Below are 19,912 nucleotides of genomic sequence, written 5' to 3' on the forward strand. Positions count from 1 at the left end.
ACTGCGCTTTCGCCCGTCTGACCAGTCGGATGAGGGGCAATACCCGAATCCCTGCGAGCCCCTGTGCGAAACCTCGTCATCAAAGTGTAGCCGAGTCACCTTAGAAGCGGCTCAGTTTCAACTGGACGATAGGCAAGATGACCGACTTCGCCCCGGATGCCGGCTTCGGCAAGAAGAATCCGAAACTGAAAAGCGCACTCCTGCAGCATAAACCTCTCTCCCCCGCCGGTCTCTCCGAACGCCTGTTCGGTCTGCTCTTTTCCGGACTCGTCTACCCGCAGATCTGGGAGGATCCGATTGTCGACATGGAAGCGATGCAGATCCGCCCCGGACATCGGATCGTGACGATCGGTTCCGGCGGCTGCAACATGCTGACCTACCTCTCGGCCGCGCCTGCCCGGATAGACGTGGTCGATCTCAATCCCCATCACATCGCGCTCAACCGGCTGAAGCTTTCGGCCTTTCGCCACCTGCCGAGCCACAAGGACGTGGTGCGGTTCCTCGCCGTCGAAGGTACGCGCACGAATGGCCAGGCTTACGACGTGTTCCTCGCTCCGAAGCTCGATCCGGCAACCCGCGCCTATTGGAACGGCCGGGATCTCACCGGCCGCCGGCGCATCGGCGTCTTCGGGCGCAACATTTACCGTACCGGCCTGCTCGGCCGCTTCATTGCCGCGAGCCATGTTCTCGCACGGCTGCATGGCGTCAATCCCGAAGACTTCGCAAAGGCGCGCTCCATGCGCGAGCAGCGGCAGTTCTTCGACGACAAGCTCGCTCCGCTCTTCGAGCGTCCGGTCATCCGGTGGATCACCAGCCGCAAGAGCTCCCTTTTCGGCCTTGGCATCCCGCCGCAGCAGTTCGACGAACTCGCGAGCCTGAGCAGGGAGAAATCCGTCGCCGCGGTGCTGCGCAATCGCCTGGAAAAGCTGACCTGTCATTTCCCCTTGCGCGATAACTACTTCGCCTGGCAGGCCTTTGCGCGGCGCTACCCGCGGCCGGACGAGGGCGAGTTGCCGCCTTATCTTCAGGCATCGCGATACGAAGCGATTCGCCACAATGCGGAGCGGGTCGAGATCCACCATGCGAGCTTCACCGAGCTTCTCGCCGGCAAGCCCGCCGCCTCCGTCGACCGCTACGTGCTCCTCGACGCACAGGACTGGATGACCGACCAGCAGCTGAACGATCTCTGGACGGAGATCACCCGCACCGCCGACGTCGGCGCGGCGGTGATCTTCCGCACGGCGGCGGAAGCGAGCATCCTGCCGGGGCGCCTCTCCACCACGCTCCTCGATCAGTGGCACTACGACGCCGAGAGCTCGATGAGGCTCGGCGCCGAGGACCGGTCGGCGATCTATGGCGGCTTCCACATCTATCGGAAGAAAGCATGAGCGCCGTGCAGACTGCGAATGAAAGCCAGGCTCACCTCATGGACCGCATGTATCGCTATCAGCGGTACATCTATGATTTCACGCGCAAATACTATCTCTTCGGCCGTGACACGCTGATCCGTGAATTGAACCCGCCACCGGGTGCATCCGTGCTGGAAGTCGGTTGCGGCACGGGCCGCAATCTCGCCGTGCTCGGGGAACTCTACCCCGGTGCGCGCCTCTTCGGCCTCGATATCTCGGCCGAAATGCTGGCGACCGCCAAAGCCAAGCTCCGGCGCCAAGATCGGGCGGACGCAGTGTTGCGGGTCGCCGACGCGACGAACTTCACCGCCGCCTCCTTCGATCAGGAAGGTTTCGACCGGATCGTCATCTCCTACGCCCTTTCCATGGTTCCCGAATGGGAAAAGGCGGTCGATGCCGCGATTGCCGCGCTCAAGCCGGGCGGCTCGCTGCATATCGTCGATTTCGGCCAGCAGGAAGGTTGGCCGGCCGGCTTCCGCCGCCTCCTCCGGGCCTGGCTCAGACGTTTCCACGTCACGCCGCGCGAATCGCTTTTCGACGCGATGCGCAAAAGGGCCGAGAGAGACGGAGCGGCGCTCGAGGTCAGATCGCTCGGACGAGATTATGCCTGGCTCGCCGTCTATCGCCGCGCGGCACCGTAGCGGACGATGGCGGAAAGCATTCGGCTGCAATTCCCACTTGAGCTAACGCAATTTTTACGATGATATGGTGAAAAGGAGGTCACGCCTCCCTGGGGGACATCACCAATCATGGAAACCATCGCGTGAGGCAGGATCGTCGTTCGTCTCGAAACGGAACCCCCATGCGCCGGCTTCTCCTGGCATTGCTGCCCATCGCCTCCATTCTCTCTTCCTGTACCTCCACCGATTACGACCTCGTCAAGACGGCCTCCATTCAGCCGCGCTTCCACGATACGGATCCGCAGGATTTCGGCGGCCGCACGCCGCACCATCACAGCGTTCACGGAATCGACGTCTCCAAGTGGAACGGCGACATCGATTGGCGAAAGGTCAAGAATTCCGGCGTGTCCTTCGCGTTCATCAAGGCAACCGAAGGCAAGGACCGGGTGGACTCGCGCTTCCACGAATATTGGCAGCAGGCGCGCGCCGTCGGCCTCGCCTACGCGCCCTATCATTTCTATTATTTCTGCTCCACCGCCGACGCCCAGGCCGACTGGTTCATTGCCAACGTGCCGAAGAGCGCCGTCCACCTGCCGCCCGTCCTGGATGTCGAATGGAACGGCGAATCGAAGACCTGCCGCTACCGGCCGGCGCCGGACACCGTGCGGTCCGAAATGAAGCGGTTCATGGACCGGCTCGAGGCCCATTACGGCAAACGGCCGATCATCTACACGTCCGTCGACTTTCACCGCGACAATCTGGTCGGCGCCTTCAACGACTATCATTTCTGGGTGCGCTCGGTAGCCAAGCACCCAAAGGACATCTACGTCGAACGCCGCTGGGCCTTTTGGCAATATACCAGCACCGGCGTGATCCCCGGCATTCAGGGCAGCACGGACATCAACGCCTTCGCCGGTTCCGCCAGGAACTGGCAGAAGTGGGTCGCGACCGTCTCGCAGGCAAGATAGACCAGAGGACGGGGCGGCATGGTCCGCATTTTTCTTCATTCGGTCATAATGCTCTGAGACAGCATCGATAGATTTCATTCTCGACAGACTTCGGGCCCGGCGGCATTCCGTGCGGCCGGCCACGGAAAGGAATTGTAATGACAGGCACAGCGCGCAAAGCCCTTCTCTCCCTCGGATTCCTTGCCCTCGCCGGCACGCCGGCCCTGGCGCAAGCTCCGGCTCAGTCGGGAAACCCAGCCGCCGCGTGCGGCGGCGACCTCGGCTCCTTTCTGGAGGGCGTCAAGGCCGAAGCGGTCGCCAAGGGCATTCCCGCAGACGTCGCCGATCGGGCCCTCGCAGGCGCCGCGATCGACCAGAAGGTGCTCAGCCGCGACCGCACCCAGGGCGTGTTCAAGCAGACCTTCACCGAATTTTCGAAGCGAACCGTCAGCAAGTCGCGCCTCGACATCGGTGCGCAGAAGATGCGGGAATATGCCGACGTCTTTGACCGGGCCGAGCAGGAATTCGGCATACCGGCGCCCGTGATCACCGCATTCTGGGCGATGGAAACCGACTTCGGCGCCGTGCAGGGCGATTTCAATACGCGCAACGCGCTGGTGACGCTGGCGCATGACTGCCGCCGCCCGGAAATGTTCCGGCCGCAGCTTCTCGCCGCAATCGAGATGGTGCAGCACGGCGATCTCGATCCCGCGACGACCACGGGCGCATGGGCGGGCGAGATCGGCCAGGTACAGATGCTGCCTGAGGACATCATCGCCTATGGCGTCGACGGCGACGGCGACGGCCATGTCAATCTCAAGAAGAGTTCTCCGGATGCCATTCTGACGGCGGCGAAATTCATCCAGAGCCTGGGCTTCAAGCGCGGGGAGCCGTGGATTCAGGAGGTCCGCGTCCCGGAGCAACTGCCTTGGGAGAAGACGGGCCTGCAGTCCGGCATGACCGCCGGCGACTGGTTCGCACTCGGTGTCACGCCGCGTGACGGCAACACCTCCAACAGTGGGCTCGAAGCCTCGCTGGTTCTCCCTCAGGGCCGCAAAGGCGCCGCTTTCCTGACCTACCCGAACTTCAAGATCTATCTCGAGTGGAATCAGTCCTTCATCTACACGACCTCCGCCGCCTATTTCGCGACCCGGCTTGCCGGTGCGCCTCCCTATCAGCAGGGCAATCCGGAACCGGGGCTCGGCGACGCCGAGATGAAAGCCCTGCAGACCAGATTGCAGGCGCTTGGTCATGACGTCGGCAAGATCGACGGCATTCTCGGCTCGGGCACGCGGGCCGCACTGCAGAAGGAGCAGTTGAAGCTCGGCCTTCCCGCCGACGGCTGGGCAACACCGGGCCTGCTGGAGGCGCTTTGACCTTTGGCAGGACGCAAGAAGCGGGTGGCGACACCCGCTTCGCCGCAATACTGCTTGCACAATTCTGAATTGTCGGGCTCCTATTCCGGCTGAGAGCGCGGTCGTTCCGGATGGGCGCACGAAGTGCGCTCCAACTTATTCGGTCGACGCATCGTGCTTTCCGAAATCGTCCGATTTCGGGCCGATGCGGCAGCTGCTGCGCAGGCAAGATATGGCTTCACCCGCAAATTCCATCAGCACCCACATGACCATGCGCCTCTGGGCACTGCTCGGGCTGCTCGGTCTCATCTGGGGCGGTTCCTTCTTCTTCGCCCGGGTGGCCGTTGCCCATGTGCCGCCTTTCACGCTCGTGCTTTTGCGTCTCGGCCTCGCTGCCCTCGCCCTGCATCTCTATCTTCGCGGGCGACACGGCATATATCCGGCGCTCGCCGGGCGCTGGCGCGAGTTCCTGCTCATGGGGCTCATCAACAACGCCATTCCGCATGCGTTCATCTTTCTCGGCCAGACGCATATCGGCGCCGGTCTCGCTGCAATCCTCAACGCCACGACGCCGGTCTGGACGGTGCTCATCGCGAATGTCGCGACCGAGGATGAAAAGCTGAGCACCGCGAAGTTCAGCGGTTGCCTGCTCGGGCTTGCCGGTACCGCCGTGCTCATAGGGCCGAGTGCGCTTGCCGGCCTCTTCGGCGCTGCCGGCGACGTGCCGCTCTGGGCGCTGGTCCTGCCGGTCCTGGCGGCAGTCAGCTACGGGTTTTCCGCTTCTTACGGCAGACGCTTCCGCAATCTGGCCGCGCCGGTGACGGCCGCCGGGCAATTGACCGCATCGACACTCATCATGCTGCCGGTCGCGGTTCTCGTCGACATGCCATGGACCCTGCCCATGCCGCCGCTCGCGACCGTGCTCGCGATCCTCGGACTGGCGCTCGTTTCAACCGCCTATGCCTATATCCTGTTCTTCCGCATCATGGCCGAAGCGGGCGCCACCAACACCTCGCTGGTAACGCTGCTCGTCCCGCCAAGCGCCATCCTGCTCGGCTATCTCTTCCTGGGAGAAATACTGCAGGCGACTGATATCGGGGGCATGCTGCTCATCGCCGTCGGCCTGGCGATCCTGGATGGGCGCGTCCTGAAGCTCGGATATTCCGCCGGACGGTGACCATTCCGCGCGCCACGATCCGCCCGGCGGGCGCCCGGTAGACTGATTCACCGTCTTTTTCACACACTCACGCAGCGTTACAGATGTTTACATTAACCTCCTGGCAGGAATTGTGAATAAAATGTGGCATTCCCAATAATTGATTGTTTTCAACACGTTATATGTATTCATGAAAAAATCGGAGATAGGGAATTTCGCAGTGCAGCACAAGTTTCGCTTTCACATGCCGTTTTTTCGCCCTATGTTTTACCCGTCAACGCAGGGAGGATCAGCTTATGGGACTTACACACTCGTTGAACGTCCTTATGATCAGTGCAGCGTTCGCATTCGTGGCCGTAATGCTTTTCGTGTGATTCAGGGCCACTGACAGTCCAGCCGAAACGGGGACTTTAATTTCCGGAAAATCCATTTTGCAGCAAGGTCTCACCGCCGCTCAGGCGCAATAGTTCGACAGGCTGCAACAATCAGAAAGCCCATGAATGCTGCGGCATTCATGGGCTTTCGCTATGGTGCTGCTTATCCGAGGTCGGCCGTCATGCCCTCGCGACCGCCCGGACCGGGCGCTCCGTGTCTGCAGGCTGAGCCGGCGCGAGTTCCGGATCATAGCCGATCAGTTCGCAAACGGCAGTGATGAGCTGCGGGCGGTTCATCGTGTAGAGGTGGAAATCGCTGACGCCGCGCCGGACGAGATCGGTGATCTGTTCGGCCGCGATATGGGCCGCCTCCCGGAAACGCCCTTCCGGCTGATCGTCAAGAGGGCCCAGCCGCGAAACGATCGACTCCGGAACTCTGGCGCCGCAAAGACCGGCAAATTTCTGCACCTGGGTGAGATTATTGATCGGCAATATCCCGGGTACGATCGGTATCGCGATGCCCGCGCGCCTTACGCGTTCCAGATAGCGCTCGAAGTCGTCATTATCGAAGAAGAACTGCGTAAGCGCGCGCGTTGCGCCATTGTCGACCTTGCGCTTCAGCATGTCTATGTCGGCAGCGACGTCGGGGCTCTCCGGATGCTTTTCCGGATAGGCGGAGACGGAGATCTCGAAATCGCCGCGCGCCCTCAGGGCCTCGACGAGGGCGGCGGCATTTTCGTAGCCGCCGGGGAAAGGCTCGTAGACGCTGCCGATACCGCCTTGCGGATCACCCCTCAACGCCACGAAATGGCGCACCCCGCAGGCGACGAACTCGTCGATGACCGCATCCACCTCCGCCTTCGGCGCGCCGACGCAAGTGAGATGCGCGGCCGTATTCCGGATCTCCATCTCCCCGATCATCCGCTTGACCGTCGTCAGGGAGCGCGCCTTGGTCGACCCGCCGGCACCGTAGGTCACGGTGACGAAGGCGGGCGCGAAGACGGAGAGAGCCGTGACGGTCTGAAAGAGTTGCGCCTCCATCTCGTCGTTCTTCGGAGGGAAGTACTCGAAGGAAAATCTAAGACCGTCGCAGTCCACGGGATAAGGCGTCCGTCCGTTCATTCTCAAACTCCCCCTGCATGAAGGCGCTGGCGCGGCAAGTCGGCAACGGTTTCGACCGCGCGCTGATCGCGCGCCAGCCAGATGGTGACAGTCAGCTTCCCCTCCTGCCCGCCTTCCGGCGCAAGATCGGTCGTCTTCTCGAGCGAAAGATCGGCCTTCTGCAGCCATTCGCTCATTGTCTGGTGCGAAAAGCCCAGGCGCGCATGGGCATGGTCGTCACGCAAATGTTCAAGCCCGTGCGGCGCGAAATCGATGATCACGAGCCGGCCGCCCGGGACGAGCATGCGCGCCGCCTCGGCAATCGCCGCCTCGGGCTCCTCGAGATAATGCAGCACCTGATGGATCGTGACGAGATCGAAGGATTGACCATCAAGCGGCAGGTTGAAGATGTCGCCGTGGCGGATCGACGCCTTGGTGATGCCGGCCTTGTCCAGGTTGGATCGCGCGACCGCCAGCATGTCGCGGCTGGCGTCGACGCCGATGCCGCGACGGTAGATACCCTCGAAGAGCTGCAGAATACGTCCGGTTCCTGTGCCGAGGTCGAGCAGGCTGTCGACCGGCTCGTCGCCGACCATCGCCTTGAGCGCCGCCTCGACGTCGCCTTCGGCGATGTGCAGACGTCTGAGCTTGTCCCATTCGGCGGCGTTGCGGCTGAAATAGGCCTGCGCCTTCTCCGCGCGGGTTCTCTTCAACGTGGCAAGGCGGATGGCATCCCTGGCCAGAATTGCATCGTCGGCTGCGGCCGATGCGAGAAGCTCGCGGATCAGCGCGACGCGACGGCCCTCCTGCCGCAGGCGGAAATAGGCCCAGGCGCCTTCCTGATAGCGATCGATGAGCGCGACCTCGGCCAACAATTTCAGATGACGGGAAATGCGCGGCTGCGATTGCCCGAGAATTTCGGTAAGATCGGTGACCGTCAGGTCGCCGGCCGAGAGAAGGGCCAGCAGGCGCAGGCGCGTCGGCTCGCCCGCCGCCTTCAGGACGTCGACCAGCGCATCCAAACCAAGCGTTTCCCGATCAGCCATAGCCTTCCCCATCAACACATAAAGATATGTTTATGTGATTTGTGACGGCCGCGCAAGAGATTTGCGCATAGAGGCAATAGAATGGCGCCTGGAGGATAGAACGGCCGGACCTTGCGGTCGCCCGGCCGACAAATGGCGCGCTACGATTTGTGGAGATTTCAGAACGCTTCGGGAGCAGGCTCTGCCCGTCGACCCCCTCTGCCTCGGCCCCGACATTCATCCTCGGCCGTGACCCCGACAGTCATCCTCTGCCTGGACCGGAGGATCCACACGCCGGGCATAGGAGCCGAACTCCGTGGATGACGCGGTGCATGCAACGGGACTGCGCGTAACGCCGCCTGTTTGAGTATCGGTGGCTTGTGAACGGATCCTCGGATCAAGCCCCGAGGATTACGGCGGCGAAGCCCGGCGATGGCGACCCGGAGAGGCCGCCTTCGCTGGATGTACAGACTCAAAGAACGCCGTCAGCGATGCGCCGCCGCAAACGTATGACGGTCAACGCGTCAGGCGCTTGTAGGTTACGCGCTTCGGGTTGACCGAGTCCGGGCCGAGGCGGCGGATCTTGTCCTTTTCATAATCCTCGAAATTGCCTTCGAACCACTCGACGTGGCTGTCGCCCTCGAAGGCGAGGATATGGGTGGCAAGGCGGTCGAGGAACATGCGGTCGTGGCTGATGATAACAGCGCAACCGGCGAAGTTTTCGAGCGCATCTTCCAGTGCGGCCAGGGTCTCGGTGTCGAGGTCGTTGGTCGGTTCGTCGAGCAGGACGACGTTGCCGCCGGACTTCAGCATCTTGGCAAGGTGAACGCGGTTGCGCTGGCCGCCCGAAAGCGTGCCGACCTTCTGCTGCTGATCGCCGCCCTTGAAGTTGAAGGTCGAGCAATAGGCCCGCGAGTTGACCTCGTGCTTGCCGAGCTTGATGATGTCGTTGCCGCCCGAGATTTCTTCCCAGACCGTCTTGTTGGCGTCGAGCGCATCGCGGCTCTGGTCGACATAGGCGAGCTGCACGCTGTCTCCGATCCGGATGGAACCGTCGTCGGGCTGCTCCTGCCCGGTGATCATGCGGAAGAGCGTCGTCTTGCCGGCGCCGTTCGGGCCGATGACGCCGACGATGCCGCCCGGCGGCAGCTTGAAGCTCAGGCCTTCGATCAGCAGCTGGTCGCCGTAACCCTTGGAAATATTCTCCGCCTCGATGACAACCTGTCCCAGCCGTTCGCCCACGGGAATGACGATCTGCGCATCGCCGGGACGCCGGTCCGCAGCCGCCTCGACCAGCTCGTCATAGGCGCGAATACGAGCCTTGGACTTCGCCTGGCGGGCCTTAGGGCTCGAAGAGATCCACTCCTGCTCGCGGCTGATGGCCTTCTGGCGGGCAGCCTCCTCGCGTCCTTCCTGCGCCATGCGCTTGGCCTTCGACTGCAGATAGGCGGAGTAGTTGCCCTCATAGGGAATGCCCCGTCCGCGGTCGAGCTCGAGAATCCAGCCTGTGACGTTGTCGAGGAAGTAGCGATCGTGCGTGACCATCAGCACGGCGCCCGGATATTCGCGCAGGTGTTTTTCGAGCCAGGCGATCGTTTCCGCGTCGAGGTGGTTGGTCGGTTCGTCGAGCAGAAGCAGTTCGGGCTGCGACAGCAGAAGCTTGCAAAGCGCCACGCGGCGCTTCTCGCCGCCGGAGAGATTGGTGACCTCCGCATCGCCCGGAGGGCAACGCAACGCTTCCATCGCCATTTCCACCTGACTGTCGAGGTCCCAGAGGTTCTGGCTGTCGATGACGTCCTGGAGCTTGGCGCCCTCTTCCGCCGTCTCGTCGGAATAGTTCATCATCAGCTCGTTGTAGCGGTCGAGGATGGCCTTCTTGGCAGCCACCCCTTCCATCACGTTCTCGAGCACGTTCTTCTGAGGATCGAGTTGCGGCTCCTGTGCGAGATAGCCGACCCTCGCACCTTCGGCGACCCAGGCCTCACCGGTATATTCGGTATCAAGGCCCGCCATGATCCGGAGCACGGTCGACTTACCGGCCCCGTTCGGGCCGAGAATGCCGATCTTCGCCTCCGGATAGAAGGAGAGATGGATGTTCTCGAGGACCTTCTTGTTGCCGTAGGCCTTGTTCAGCCCGGCCATGTGATAGATGAATTGACGTGCCATAAAGGAAATGCTCCGCATCGGAAGGGAATTTTGCCCGCTATGTAGGCGAATTATGGTGGCGGGGCAACGCCAAAGGCCCTTGCCCCAACGCTCCCCCGCCGCTTCCTCAATGCGAATTGCGGTCCGGATCAGCCCCGCCCGGCAGCGTCTGCGACCCCCTTCGCGCATTTAAATTCCGTCGGCCCCGCCGCCTGGATCAAATCCGCCAGCTCGGCTTTGCCCGAGAGGTCGCCCGAGAGCCCGATCGTCAGCCCGGTAATCACGTCGCGGCCGTTCACCGACTGGCAACGCATGCGCACCCGGTCTCCGGCCCCCGCCCCGAAGCCCTGGTCGAAGGCCTGCTTGATCTGTTTTTCGTCGAGTTCCTTGCCGATCCCGCCGGCGAAGAGCGCACGCACCGCCGACCGGTTGAGCTCGTCCAGAAGCCGGAGCTGCAGCGCGAAATAGTCCTCGGCATTTGCCGTCTGGCAGGTACCGTTGCGCAGCCATTGGTGCTGGTCCAGACCGGACATGACGCCTGGCATGGCCACGAGCAGGCGCTTGGCCGTCTCGTCCCCCATGGCGACTTCCGGCAGTTCCAGCCAATCGCCCTTGCGGTCGCGCGCTTTCAGATCCGCTTCCACGCCGCAATAGCTCTTCTTGAGCGGCCATAGTCCATGAAGCGAGAAATTCGTGGCGTCGAAGCGATCCGCGGTCTGATCGACGCATTCCTTGCGCTCGGGCCGCGTCTCGCAGAATCCCGGCTGCCAGCTCACGGCGAGGACATATTCCGTCCTTCCCGCGCCGGTTTCGCCCTCGCTCGCGTCACTCTCCTGAGCCGCAGCGAGGGGCGCATTCGCCAAACCCAGCGCCAGCGCCGCCAACCTGATCAGATGCATCATCGCCCTTGTCTTCATTGCCCCAAACCCTCTAAAGGAAACAAAACAGGAACAAATAACGCCACATACGGGAAAATTGCAACCCTAAATCGCATCTGCGGATTCGTTGTGATCTCATGCGCAACGAGCAACAAGCTGCGGTTGCCTTTCCCACCCAAATCGATTTGATATCCGCACGGCATCCGCAAGTGGGGGAGAGCGCATGGCATGTTCGGGCAGGTGAGGACGCATCGAAGCCCGACCGGCGCGACGCTCGGCTGGCGCCATCTCGGCGCCGCGGGTGAACCGCAAGGCATTCTCGTCATCAGCCACGGCCTTGCCGAGCATTCCGGCCGCTATGCCCGCTTTGCCGAAGCCATGGCCGGCCAAGGTTTCCACGTCTACGCCCATGACCACCGCGGCCACGGCACGAGCTGTGCCCCCGATGCGTGTCCCGCCATGTTCGCGCAGCGGGATGGCGCTGCCAAGGTCGTCGCGGATCTCCGCGCGCTCCGCGATATGGCGGTGGCCAGCCATCCCGGCCTGCCGGTCGTGCTGTTCGGCCATTCGATGGGCGGCCTGATCGCGCTTAACGCCGCCGAAACCGATCCGGAACTCTACGACGCGCTTGCTGTGTGGAACTCCAATTTCCGGCCCGGCCTTGCCGGGCGCGGCGGCCAGTTGCTGCTGGCGATCGAGAAGATGCTGAAGGGTTCGGACGTGCCAAGTCCGCTCGTGACGAAACTCACCTTCGGTGCCTGGAGCACCAGCATCGCCGACCGGCAGACCGATTTCGATTGGCTCTCGCGCGATAGAAGCGAGGTTGCCAAATATATCGAAGATCCGCTCTGTGGTTTCGACCCGACCGTATCGCTGTGGCTCGACGTATTCGCCTTCGCCTTTGCCGGAGCCCGCTCCGACCGGCTGTCGCGGCTCCCGTCAAGCCTGCCGGTTCACCTCGTCGGCGGCAGCGCCGATCCTTCCACCCTCAACGGAGACGCCGTTCGCTGGCTGGGCAACCGCATGAAAGCACGGGGCATGACGGATGTCACGATCGCAATTCACGAGGGCATGCGCCACGAAACTCTGAACGAGATCGGACGGGAAAAAGCGATGACGGAGTTTGCCGCCTGGTGCCTGAAGGCAGTCCGGGGAAAGCGGCACCGTCCATGAGCGAGCTCTCCCTTTCCAAGGCGGCAATCGACCACAACCGGATCTCCTACGGCCTGACGCTGATGGTCCTTTCTGTGTTGCTGTCGCCGCTGATCGACGTCTTCTCGAAGCTCGCCATAGCGACGGTTCCCTCGGCCGAGATCACGGCGGCACGCTTCCTGCTGCAGATCGTCTTCATCCTGCCGATCGTCCTTCTGCGCGGCACGCTGTTCGATCTCACCTGGCGCAAGAGTGCGCTGCATGCGCTGCGCGGCGGCCTTTTGGTGGTGACCATGCTTTCCTTCATCACCACGCTGAAGGTCATGGAGGTGGCCGATGCCATCGCCATCTTCTTCGTGGAACCGATCATCCTCACCATTCTCGGCAGCATTTTCCTCAAGGAGACGATTGGCTGGCGCCGTTATACCGCCTGCGCTGTCGGCTTCCTCGGTTCGCTGCTCGTCATCCAGCCGAGCATGCAGGAAGTTGGTTGGGTCGCGCTTCTGCCGATCGTCGCCGCCTTCGGTCTCGCCGTTTTCCTGCTCGTGACGCGCATGGTCGCGCAGAACGAGGACCCCTGGTCGATGCAGTTCCATGCCGGCATCTGGGGAGGCCTCTTCTGTCTCGCGCTGCTCTGGTTCGGCGAGGGCAGCGGATCGAGCGTCTTCGATCCGGTCTGGCCGGACGGCCGCGCCTGGTACTATCTGTTGGGAGTCGGCGTCACCGCGACGATCTCCGGCGTGCTCGGCGTCTATGCCTATCGGGCGGCGCCGGCCTCGGTGCTCGCGCCGCTGCAATATCTCGAGATCGTCTCGGCGACGATTTTCGGCTGGCTCGTCTTCGGCGATCTGCCGGACGCGCTGAAATGGCTGGGCATCGCGATCATCATCGGTTCAGGACTTTATATCATCTGGCGCGAGCGACAGGTGCAGAAGACGGCGGGTATCGCGCCGGTGTCGCCGGCGATCTGACAGCGGCGAAACAGGACAGTATTTGGGAGGTACACATGAAAACGGGCGGACAACTGGTGGTGGAGGCGCTTGCCGCAAACGGGGTGAAGCGCATCTCTTGCGTACCGGGAGAAAGCTATCTGGCGGTGCTCGATGCGCTTTACGACGCCGACATCGAGGTCGTGGTCTGCCGGCAGGAGGGCGGGGCCGCAATGATGGCGGACGCCTGGGGCCGGCTGACGGGCGAGCCCGGCATCTGCATGGTCACCCGCGGCCCCGGCGCGACCAATGCCTCCGCCGGACTCCACGTGGCCCGGCAGGATTCGGTTCCGATGATCCTCTTCATCGGCCAGGTACAGCGCGACGCCCGCGAGCGGGAGGCTTTTCAGGAAATCGAGTATCGCCGGGCCTTTACCGAAGTCGCAAAATGGGTCGGCGAAATCGACGATCCGGCGCGCATCCCGGAATTCGTGACGCGCGCCTTCGCCGTCGCGACGTCCGGCCGTCCCGGCCCCGTGGTCCTGACCTTGCCGGAAGACATGCTGACACAGAGCGCCGAAGCACCGGCCGCACGCGCTTACCGGCCGGTGGAAAGCCACCCCGGCCCAGGCCAGATCTCCCAGCTTGCAGAGCTTCTCTCCACCGCGAAAAGGCCGATCGCCATTCTCGGCGGTACCCGCTGGTCCGCCGAGTCCGTAGCCGGATTCCAGAGCTTCGCCGAGCGTTGGCAGCTGCCTGTCGGCTGCTCCTTCCGCCGCCAGATGCTTTTCGACCACCTGCATCCGAACTATGCGGGCGATGTCGGCATCGGCATCAATCCGTCGCTGGCAGGCGAGATCCGGGATGCCGACCTCGTCCTCCTCGTCGGCGGGCGGTTCTCGGAGATGCCTTCCTCCGGCTACACGCTGATCGACGTCCCCTACCCCAGGCAGACCCTGGTGCATGTCCATCCGGATCCGGGCGAACTCGGCCGGGTCTACCGTCCGGACCTCGCAATTGCCGCGAGCCCGCGCGACTTCGTCGCGGCGCTCTCGAGCCTGACGCCTTCGGCCGAGCCTCATTGGTCCGCCCGCACCGGGGAAATGCATGCGGCCTACCTCAAATGGTCGACGCCGCCGGAAAAGGGACCGGGCGACGTGCAGATGGGCCCGATCGTGAACTGGCTGGAGGCGAATACGGGGCCGGAGACGATCTTCACCAACGGTGCAGGCAACTACGCCACCTGGCTCCATCGCTTTCACCGTTTCCGCCGTTACGGGACGCAGGCTGCTCCCGCTTCCGGTTCGATGGGCTACGGCCTGCCGGCCGCAGTCGCGGCCAAGCATCTGCATCCCGACCGCGAGGTGGTCTGCTTTGCCGGGGACGGCTGTTTCCTCATGCACGGCCAGGAGTTCGCGACCGCCGTCCGCTACGAACTCCCCATCATCGTGCTCGTCGTCAACAACGGTATCTACGGTACGATCCGCATGCATCAGGAGCGCGATTATCCCGGCCGCGTCAGCGCGACGGATCTGACGAACCCGGATTTCGCAGCGCTCGCCCGCGCCTATGGCGGCCACGGCGAAACGGTGGCGAGGACGGAAGAATTTGCAGGCGCCTTCCTGCGGGCGCGTGAGAGCGGCAAGCCGGCTATCATCGAGATCAAGCTCGATCCGGAAGCGATCACGCCGACGCGGACGCTGAGCGAAATCCGGAACGGGTGAGTGCATTTGGTGGCCCGGCTGCAGCCGAGCCCGCCTCAGCCCCGAATGTGCAGCGTCTGCTGATAGACTGCGGTGGAGCGGGCGCCGGAGCGGCAATAGCCGAGCATCGGTCGCTGGAATTCGTCCAGTGCGTCGACCATGCTCTTGACCGCGTCCGCGGTCACGCCCATCGGGCCGACCGGGATATGAGTGATCTCCAGCCCGAGTTCCTGGGCACGTGCCGCGATGGCGTCGAAGGTCGGCTGATCGGGGGCCTCGAAATCCGGGCGATGACAGACGATGGACTTGAAGCCGAGCGCCTTGATCTCGTCGAGGTCGTCGACGGTGATCTGGCCCGAAACCGAGTACTCATCGTTGATCTGGCGAATGTCCATGTGGCGTCCCTCGAGAAAAGCGTTGCCCTGATTTAGGCCCGGCGCCGGGCGGCGTCAATCGAGAAGGCGTCATCGGGAGACGGCGAAAGCCAGGCGATATTCACGCGATTGACCGGGCTGAAGAAGGCCAAGCTCCCCGTTTGCGGCAAGTTCGGGCCGCTTCGCCAGGCGATGCGAGGCCGGTTCGATGCTGACGACGTTGGCGCCGCCGCGCTGACAGCGCCACATCTGCAGGAACGGCAGCGTCTCGGTCCGGAACCGCACACGAAGTGCACGCCCGTGAAGACCCGGCATTGCGGTCAGCGCCACCTCCGACCATCCGTCACAGGCAACGGCAGGCCGGCAGAAATGCGCGCTGTCCCCCTCGCCGAAGCGCCAGGGAAGCGACCCGCCCTCGACCGACGGGCTTTCGATCCGCGTTTTCTCGCCGAGCAGCCGCCCCGCGATGTTCATGTGATACATCATCATCGGCGCAAAAGCCGACGAACCGATGTTGACGACGCGGTCGGCAAGCGTCACGGCGTGCGCGGCCGCATCGACTTGCCAGAGCCGCTCTATGGCCGCTCGGCCGCCGCAGGCGAGATCGACTTCGGTCACCGCAGTACGCCGATCGCCTGCCCCGCACATCTCGGTCCGGCTGACAGGCGTTCCGGCGAGCGAACCGTGCAGGGGATAATATGCGCCGGCGCCGCCTTCCAGAGCCTCGGGATGACGAATGTGGTCAGGACCGCAGGTGAACAGGAAACCCGCAAGCGCGCGGTCGATCCGCGGATCGCCGTCCGAGGGGATCGCCGCGCCGGGCGACAGGTCGACGCCGGCGACGACGAAGGCCGCGACATCGAGTGCCGAGGACGGGTCGAACAGGAGGTGAATCGGGGCGCCATCGGCCGCATTCAAGGTCGTCCGCATTTCACCTCCTCAGAAGGAGCCCGGAATCAGGTAGAGAATCCATGATAGTCGAAGTCTCGGAACCGGGCCATTTCGGCGAGCGTTGCAATGGGCAGGATGTTGGCCTAACTAATTTAACCGGCTGTTCATGATGAATTCACTTTTTTCACATTAACGTCCAAATCGGTATGTACCGCCGCAAAGCAACCGCCATGAAGACAGGTTCCCTAGTGACGCCCGCGACCCGCACCGGCCTTTCGCTCTTCGCAGCATTCGCCCTCATCGCCGTGGAGCTTGCGCCCGCCAACGCACAGGATGGCTATGGTGGCTATTGGGGCGGCGGCGGCGACGTGATGCTCGTCACCCCCGAGGGCGACATTCTCGACTATATCCCCGGAGAGGCCGAGGTTCACGCCATGCGCGACCGGCGCGGACGCACGGTGCTCGTGGATCCGTGGGGCAATATCGTCGCCACCGTCGTGCCGAATGACGGCTATGGTCGCGGACAGCGGCGCCGCCAATACGGGCGCGATGGCTATCCCGATCCCCGCGATCGCGGTTACGGCTATACCGAGCCCGGCGAGTTTACCGGCGCCATCCCCGAATATCGCGATATTGCGCCCGCTCCGGTCGAGCGCGAGGATCTGCCCAACAGCCTTCCCTCGCTCTCCGATCGCGAGGAGGCTGCCTACGATCCGCAATATGATGACCCGCTGGCACAGCCGATGCCGCCGGCCATGACGGTGAGGGGAAAGTCGCGCGCCGAGATCGCTGCCCTGCAGGTCTTCCTCGACCGCGAAGGCTATTCTCCCGGCGTGATCGACGGCAAGATGGGCTCGAACGTCACCAAGGCCATTGAAGCCTGGCAGCAGGCAACGGGCGAAACGCTCGATCCGAACAATACCGAAGACATTCTCGAGCGGCTGCGCTTCAACGGCGGCTTGCCGATTACGACCTACACGATCACCGCCGCGGATGCGGCCGGCCCCTTTGTCGCCTCCATCCCGGAAGATTACGCACACAAGGCGCAGCTGCCGCATCTGTCGTTCACGTCGGTGACGGAGATGCTCGGCGAAAAGTTCCACATGGACGAGGCCTATCTGCGCGAGCTCAATCCCGGTGCCGATTTTTCAATTCCCGGCACAACGATCAAGGTCGTCAATCCCGGCTCGAACAAGAAGGGCAAGGTGGCGCGCATCCTCGCGGACAAGGCCCGCAAGCAGGTGCTCGCCTACGACGAAGCGGGGAAACTGATCGCCGCCTATCCGGCCACAATCGGCTCCTCCGACACGCCGTCGCCTTCCGGGACCGTGCATGTCGAGCGTATCGCCTTCGATCCTGGTTATACCTATAACCCGAAGATCAACTTCCAGCAGGGCGCGAACGACAGGATCCTGCAATTGCAGCCGGGTCCGAACGGCCCGGTTGGCACCGTCTGGATCGCACTGTCGAAGCCGACCTACGGCATTCACGGGACACCGGAGCCGTCGAAGATCGGCAAGACCCAGAGCCATGGCTGCGTCCGCCTTACCAACTGGGATGCGACCGAACTCGGCAAGATGGTGAGCACTGGCGTCACGGTCGAATTCGTCGACTGACGCACGACAATCAGCCAAACGTGCCGCGTGAATGCGCATGATCGCGACACGCTTGAGCTGCCTCGAATGCCATGCGGCCCTGCCGGCCGCAGCAGCCTCATGACATCATGAAACATTGTCATGAAAAACTCCGCCGCATTGCCTTTATCACAGGCGAAACACCCCTGACTCTAAGGAACTGTCCGCGATGGCAACGGAGCGTGCTCTCCCCAATCTCTGGCATGCGACGGCACCGGCCGCTCCACGCACCGCTCCGCTAACAGGCGACCTGGCGGTCGAGGTGGCGATCGTCGGAGGTGGTTTCACTGGCCTTTCGGCCGCGCTTCATCTGGCCGAGACAGGCGTCAGGACGGCGGTGATCGAATCGCGGATGATCGGCTTCGGGGGTTCGGGCCGCAATGTCGGCCTGGTCAATGCCGGCATGTGGGTGCAGCCCGACGACCTGATTGCAACGCTCGGAGCAGCCGCGGGCAATCGGCTTCTCGACGAACTCGGCGACGGCCCGTCATTCGTCTATGATCTCGTTGCGAAACATGGAATCGAATGCGAAGCCGTTCGCAACGGCACGCTGCATATGTCGGTCGGCGCGGAAGGGCTCAAGGAAATCCGGGAGCGCGAGGCGCAATGGAAAAAACGCGGTGCTCCGGTTGAGGTGCTTTCGGCAGAAAAGGCGCACGCGCTTTCAGGGGCCGAGTGCTTCACCGGCGCACTGCTCGACCGTCGCGCCGGGACGATACAGCCGCTCGCCTATGCGCGGGGATTGGCGCGCGCGGCGCTTGCCGCCGGCGCCGAAATCTTCACCGATACCCCCCTCCTTGGAGCCAGCCGCCAAGGCGATCTCTGGAAATTGAAGACCGGGCGGGGGACGGTCACGGCCCGTCACGTCATTTTAGCGACCAACGCCTATGGAGGCCTTGTCACCGATGTCCCATGGAAGGAGTATCGGCAGGAACTGACGATCCTTCCCTATTTCCAGTTCGCGACCAATCCGCTGCCCGACCACGTGGCCGAGTGCATATTGCCCGAACGGCAGGGGGCCTGGGACACGGGGCTGGTGATGACCTCCTTCCGCATGGACAAGCAGAACCGGCTGATTTTCGGATCGATCGGCAGGCTCGATGCGATCGCCGCGGGCACACACCGGGCCTTCGCCGCCCGGTCCGTGCGCAAGCTCTTCCCCTTTATCGGGGATTTCCGCTTCGAATATTGGTGGGACGGCCGCATCGGCATGACCACGAACAATCTGCCGGCCATGCATGTGCTCGCCCCGAATGTCGTATCGATCAGCGGATATAACGGCCGCGGCATAGCTCCAGGTACGGTCTTCGGCCGCGCGCTCGCCCGTCACGTCACCGGGGACACGTCCGCGATCCCGCTTGCCGAGACGCCGGTCACGCCGGATCCGTGGCGGACCCTGAAATCCGTCTTCTACCACGCCGGCGCCCAGGCCAAGCATTTCATCGATAAACGGTTCTGAACGGCAACGCCCTTCGCGATCGATCGCTACGCCGCCCGCGGCAAAGCCGAGCGCAGGCGGGACATCAGGGCGCGGCGTGCGGTCACGGGGAGCAGGTTCTGCACCTCCGCGGCAAGCGCGTAGGCGTTTTCGCGCGCCTTGTCGAGATTGCTGACCCTGTTCGGGTCCATCATCTGCAGGGTGCCGCCGCACTCGAAGATTTCGCGATAGGCAACACGCTCGACGATCGGAGTGTCGAGGACCGAAACGCCGCGGGAGGCGAGCAGCGCCTTGATCGTCTGCAGCGCTCGCGTGGTCACCAGCGAATTGACGCGCGTCAACACGACCGAGTGGTTGATGCGTACCCTCGCCTTCTCTCCGATATGGCGGATAAGTTCAAGAATCTGAACGGCCCCCCGCGCATCCATGGCGCAGCCCTGAACCGGTATCAGCACGTGATCGGACAGCCCCAGCGCCAACGCGACGATCGCGTCCTTGGCTCCGGCGAGATCGATGACGATGAAATCGGCCTCACCCTTGAGTTCGCGGATATGACAGGGAAGCGAAGCCGGAGTGACGTGCGAAATCACCTCGAGATTGGCGACACGGCCGGACACTTCGGACCAGCTCGTGATCCAGCGCTGCGGATCGGCGTCCAGTACCACGACGCGGTTTCCCTGCCTCGCCAGTTCCGTCGACAGGATCAGCGCCGCGGTCGTCTTTCCCGCACCGCCCTTTGCATTGGCGAATGTGATGACCGCCATTTCTCTCACCTCGTCCT

At 63.2% G+C, this 19,912-nt stretch carries 17 protein-coding genes; 10 read left to right on the top strand and 7 right to left on the bottom strand.

The window, feature by feature from the left end:
* The first annotated feature begins 137 nt into the window (after positions 1-137).
* The 5 genes from AC5J09_RS23425 (at position 138) to AC5J09_RS23445 (ending at position 5,508) form a co-directional block, all read left to right on the top strand.
* Entirely contained in the window at positions 138-1,388 is a 1,251-nt protein-coding gene (locus tag AC5J09_RS23425; protein ID WP_100671711.1) for a BtaA family protein, read from the top strand.
* Positions 1,385-2,050, top strand: a complete 666-nt coding sequence (locus AC5J09_RS23430) for a class I SAM-dependent methyltransferase (RefSeq protein WP_494298601.1) — start codon at positions 1,385-1,387, stop codon at positions 2,048-2,050. Before AC5J09_RS23425 ends, AC5J09_RS23430 begins: the two co-directional genes overlap by 4 nt.
* A gap of 161 nt (positions 2,051-2,211) precedes the next feature.
* Complete coding sequence (locus AC5J09_RS23435; protein WP_100671713.1) at positions 2,212-2,997, top strand: glycoside hydrolase family 25 protein; 786 nt, start codon at positions 2,212-2,214, stop codon at positions 2,995-2,997.
* A 137-nt stretch (positions 2,998-3,134) separates the two neighbouring features.
* Positions 3,135-4,352, top strand: a complete 1,218-nt coding sequence (locus AC5J09_RS23440) for a lytic murein transglycosylase (RefSeq protein ID WP_100671714.1) — start codon at positions 3,135-3,137, stop codon at positions 4,350-4,352.
* A 211-nt stretch (positions 4,353-4,563) separates the two neighbouring features.
* The gene (locus AC5J09_RS23445; protein WP_494298602.1) at positions 4,564-5,508 is read left to right on the top strand and encodes a DMT family transporter; all 945 of its coding nucleotides are present in this window, start codon (positions 4,564-4,566) and stop codon (positions 5,506-5,508) included.
* Positions 5,509-6,041: 533 nt separating this feature from the next.
* On the opposite strand, the gene metF is transcribed toward AC5J09_RS23445, so the two are convergent.
* The 4 genes from metF to AC5J09_RS23465 all read right to left on the bottom strand — a co-directional run bounded on the left by metF (position 6,042) and on the right by AC5J09_RS23465 (position 11,049).
* The gene (metF, locus tag AC5J09_RS23450; RefSeq protein WP_379938149.1) at positions 6,042-6,983 is read right to left on the bottom strand and encodes a methylenetetrahydrofolate reductase [NAD(P)H]; all 942 of its coding nucleotides are present in this window, start codon (positions 6,981-6,983) and stop codon (positions 6,042-6,044) included.
* 2 nt (positions 6,984-6,985) lie between these two features.
* The gene (locus tag AC5J09_RS23455) at positions 6,986-8,008 is read right to left on the bottom strand and encodes an ArsR/SmtB family transcription factor (RefSeq protein ID WP_100671716.1); all 1,023 of its coding nucleotides are present in this window, start codon (positions 8,006-8,008) and stop codon (positions 6,986-6,988) included.
* 495 nt (positions 8,009-8,503) lie between these two features.
* The gene (ettA, locus tag AC5J09_RS23460) at positions 8,504-10,153 is read right to left on the bottom strand and encodes an energy-dependent translational throttle protein EttA (RefSeq protein ID WP_100671717.1); all 1,650 of its coding nucleotides are present in this window, start codon (positions 10,151-10,153) and stop codon (positions 8,504-8,506) included.
* Between the two features lie 128 nt (positions 10,154-10,281).
* The gene (locus AC5J09_RS23465; RefSeq protein WP_494298603.1) at positions 10,282-11,049 is read right to left on the bottom strand and encodes a ribonuclease T2; all 768 of its coding nucleotides are present in this window, start codon (positions 11,047-11,049) and stop codon (positions 10,282-10,284) included.
* A 189-nt stretch (positions 11,050-11,238) separates the two neighbouring features.
* Between AC5J09_RS23465 and AC5J09_RS23470 the strand changes: the two genes are divergently transcribed.
* From AC5J09_RS23470 to AC5J09_RS23480, 3 genes are read left to right on the top strand one after another with little or no spacing between them, the layout of a single operon-like run.
* A complete protein-coding gene (locus tag AC5J09_RS23470) occupies positions 11,239-12,183 on the top strand; it encodes an alpha/beta hydrolase (protein ID WP_494298604.1) in 945 nt (314 codons plus the stop codon).
* Positions 12,180-13,133, top strand: a complete 954-nt coding sequence (locus tag AC5J09_RS23475) for a DMT family transporter (protein WP_338282409.1) — start codon at positions 12,180-12,182, stop codon at positions 13,131-13,133. The genes AC5J09_RS23470 and AC5J09_RS23475 overlap by 4 nt, the downstream gene beginning before the upstream one ends.
* A gap of 35 nt (positions 13,134-13,168) precedes the next feature.
* Positions 13,169-14,815, top strand: a complete 1,647-nt coding sequence (locus AC5J09_RS23480; RefSeq protein ID WP_100671721.1) for a thiamine pyrophosphate-binding protein — start codon at positions 13,169-13,171, stop codon at positions 14,813-14,815.
* Positions 14,816-14,850: 35 nt separating this feature from the next.
* Here the strand turns inward: AC5J09_RS23480 and AC5J09_RS23485 are convergent, their stop codons facing one another.
* Positions 14,851-15,189, bottom strand: coding sequence for a protein tyrosine phosphatase family protein (locus AC5J09_RS23485; protein WP_010969769.1), 339 nt, complete (start codon positions 15,187-15,189; stop codon positions 14,851-14,853).
* Between the two features lie 69 nt (positions 15,190-15,258).
* Positions 15,259-16,098, bottom strand: coding sequence for a DUF4432 family protein (locus tag AC5J09_RS23490; RefSeq protein ID WP_494298605.1), 840 nt, complete (start codon positions 16,096-16,098; stop codon positions 15,259-15,261).
* Between the two features lie 167 nt (positions 16,099-16,265).
* On the opposite strand from AC5J09_RS23490, the gene AC5J09_RS23495 reads away from it, so the two are divergent.
* Together AC5J09_RS23495 and AC5J09_RS23500 are read left to right on the top strand one after the other, a co-directional pair.
* The gene (locus AC5J09_RS23495; RefSeq protein WP_494298606.1) at positions 16,266-17,675 is read left to right on the top strand and encodes a L,D-transpeptidase family protein; all 1,410 of its coding nucleotides are present in this window, start codon (positions 16,266-16,268) and stop codon (positions 17,673-17,675) included.
* A 187-nt stretch (positions 17,676-17,862) separates the two neighbouring features.
* Complete coding sequence (locus AC5J09_RS23500; protein ID WP_494298607.1) at positions 17,863-19,152, top strand: NAD(P)/FAD-dependent oxidoreductase; 1,290 nt, start codon at positions 17,863-17,865, stop codon at positions 19,150-19,152.
* Positions 19,153-19,178: 26 nt separating this feature from the next.
* Here AC5J09_RS23500 and AC5J09_RS23505 read toward each other — a convergent pair whose 3' ends face one another.
* Positions 19,179-19,895 (bottom strand): AAA family ATPase, encoded by a 717-nt coding sequence (locus AC5J09_RS23505; RefSeq protein ID WP_003529183.1) that lies wholly within the window; start codon positions 19,893-19,895, stop codon positions 19,179-19,181.
* Positions 19,896-19,912: the final 17 nt, after the last annotated feature.

It is taken from the genome of Sinorhizobium sp. (assembly GCF_059070375.1).

Excerpts from the sequence above, each read along its gene's own strand:
- AC5J09_RS23425 (WP_100671711.1), top strand. The coding sequence starts at position 138 with ATGACCGACTTCGCCCCGGATGCCGGCTTCGGCAAGAAGAATCCGAAA.
- AC5J09_RS23430 (WP_494298601.1), top strand. The coding sequence starts at position 1,385 with ATGAGCGCCGTGCAGACTGCGAATGAAAGCCAGGCTCACCTCATGGAC.
- AC5J09_RS23435 (WP_100671713.1), top strand. The coding sequence starts at position 2,212 with ATGCGCCGGCTTCTCCTGGCATTGCTGCCCATCGCCTCCATTCTCTCT.
- AC5J09_RS23440 (WP_100671714.1), top strand. The coding sequence starts at position 3,135 with ATGACAGGCACAGCGCGCAAAGCCCTTCTCTCCCTCGGATTCCTTGCC.
- AC5J09_RS23445 (WP_494298602.1), top strand. The coding sequence starts at position 4,564 with ATGGCTTCACCCGCAAATTCCATCAGCACCCACATGACCATGCGCCTC.
- metF (WP_379938149.1), bottom strand. The coding sequence starts at position 6,983 with ATGAACGGACGGACGCCTTATCCCGTGGACTGCGACGGTCTTAGATTT.
- AC5J09_RS23455 (WP_100671716.1), bottom strand. The coding sequence starts at position 8,008 with ATGGCTGATCGGGAAACGCTTGGTTTGGATGCGCTGGTCGACGTCCTG.
- ettA (WP_100671717.1), bottom strand. The coding sequence starts at position 10,153 with ATGGCACGTCAATTCATCTATCACATGGCCGGGCTGAACAAGGCCTAC.
- AC5J09_RS23465 (WP_494298603.1), bottom strand. The coding sequence starts at position 11,049 with ATGAAGACAAGGGCGATGATGCATCTGATCAGGTTGGCGGCGCTGGCG.
- AC5J09_RS23470 (WP_494298604.1), top strand. The coding sequence starts at position 11,239 with ATGTTCGGGCAGGTGAGGACGCATCGAAGCCCGACCGGCGCGACGCTC.
- AC5J09_RS23475 (WP_338282409.1), top strand. The coding sequence starts at position 12,180 with ATGAGCGAGCTCTCCCTTTCCAAGGCGGCAATCGACCACAACCGGATC.
- AC5J09_RS23480 (WP_100671721.1), top strand. The coding sequence starts at position 13,169 with ATGAAAACGGGCGGACAACTGGTGGTGGAGGCGCTTGCCGCAAACGGG.
- AC5J09_RS23485 (WP_010969769.1), bottom strand. The coding sequence starts at position 15,189 with ATGGACATTCGCCAGATCAACGATGAGTACTCGGTTTCGGGCCAGATC.
- AC5J09_RS23490 (WP_494298605.1), bottom strand. The coding sequence starts at position 16,098 with ATGCGGACGACCTTGAATGCGGCCGATGGCGCCCCGATTCACCTCCTG.
- AC5J09_RS23495 (WP_494298606.1), top strand. The coding sequence starts at position 16,266 with ATGTACCGCCGCAAAGCAACCGCCATGAAGACAGGTTCCCTAGTGACG.
- AC5J09_RS23500 (WP_494298607.1), top strand. The coding sequence starts at position 17,863 with ATGGCAACGGAGCGTGCTCTCCCCAATCTCTGGCATGCGACGGCACCG.
- AC5J09_RS23505 (WP_003529183.1), bottom strand. The coding sequence starts at position 19,895 with ATGGCGGTCATCACATTCGCCAATGCAAAGGGCGGTGCGGGAAAGACG.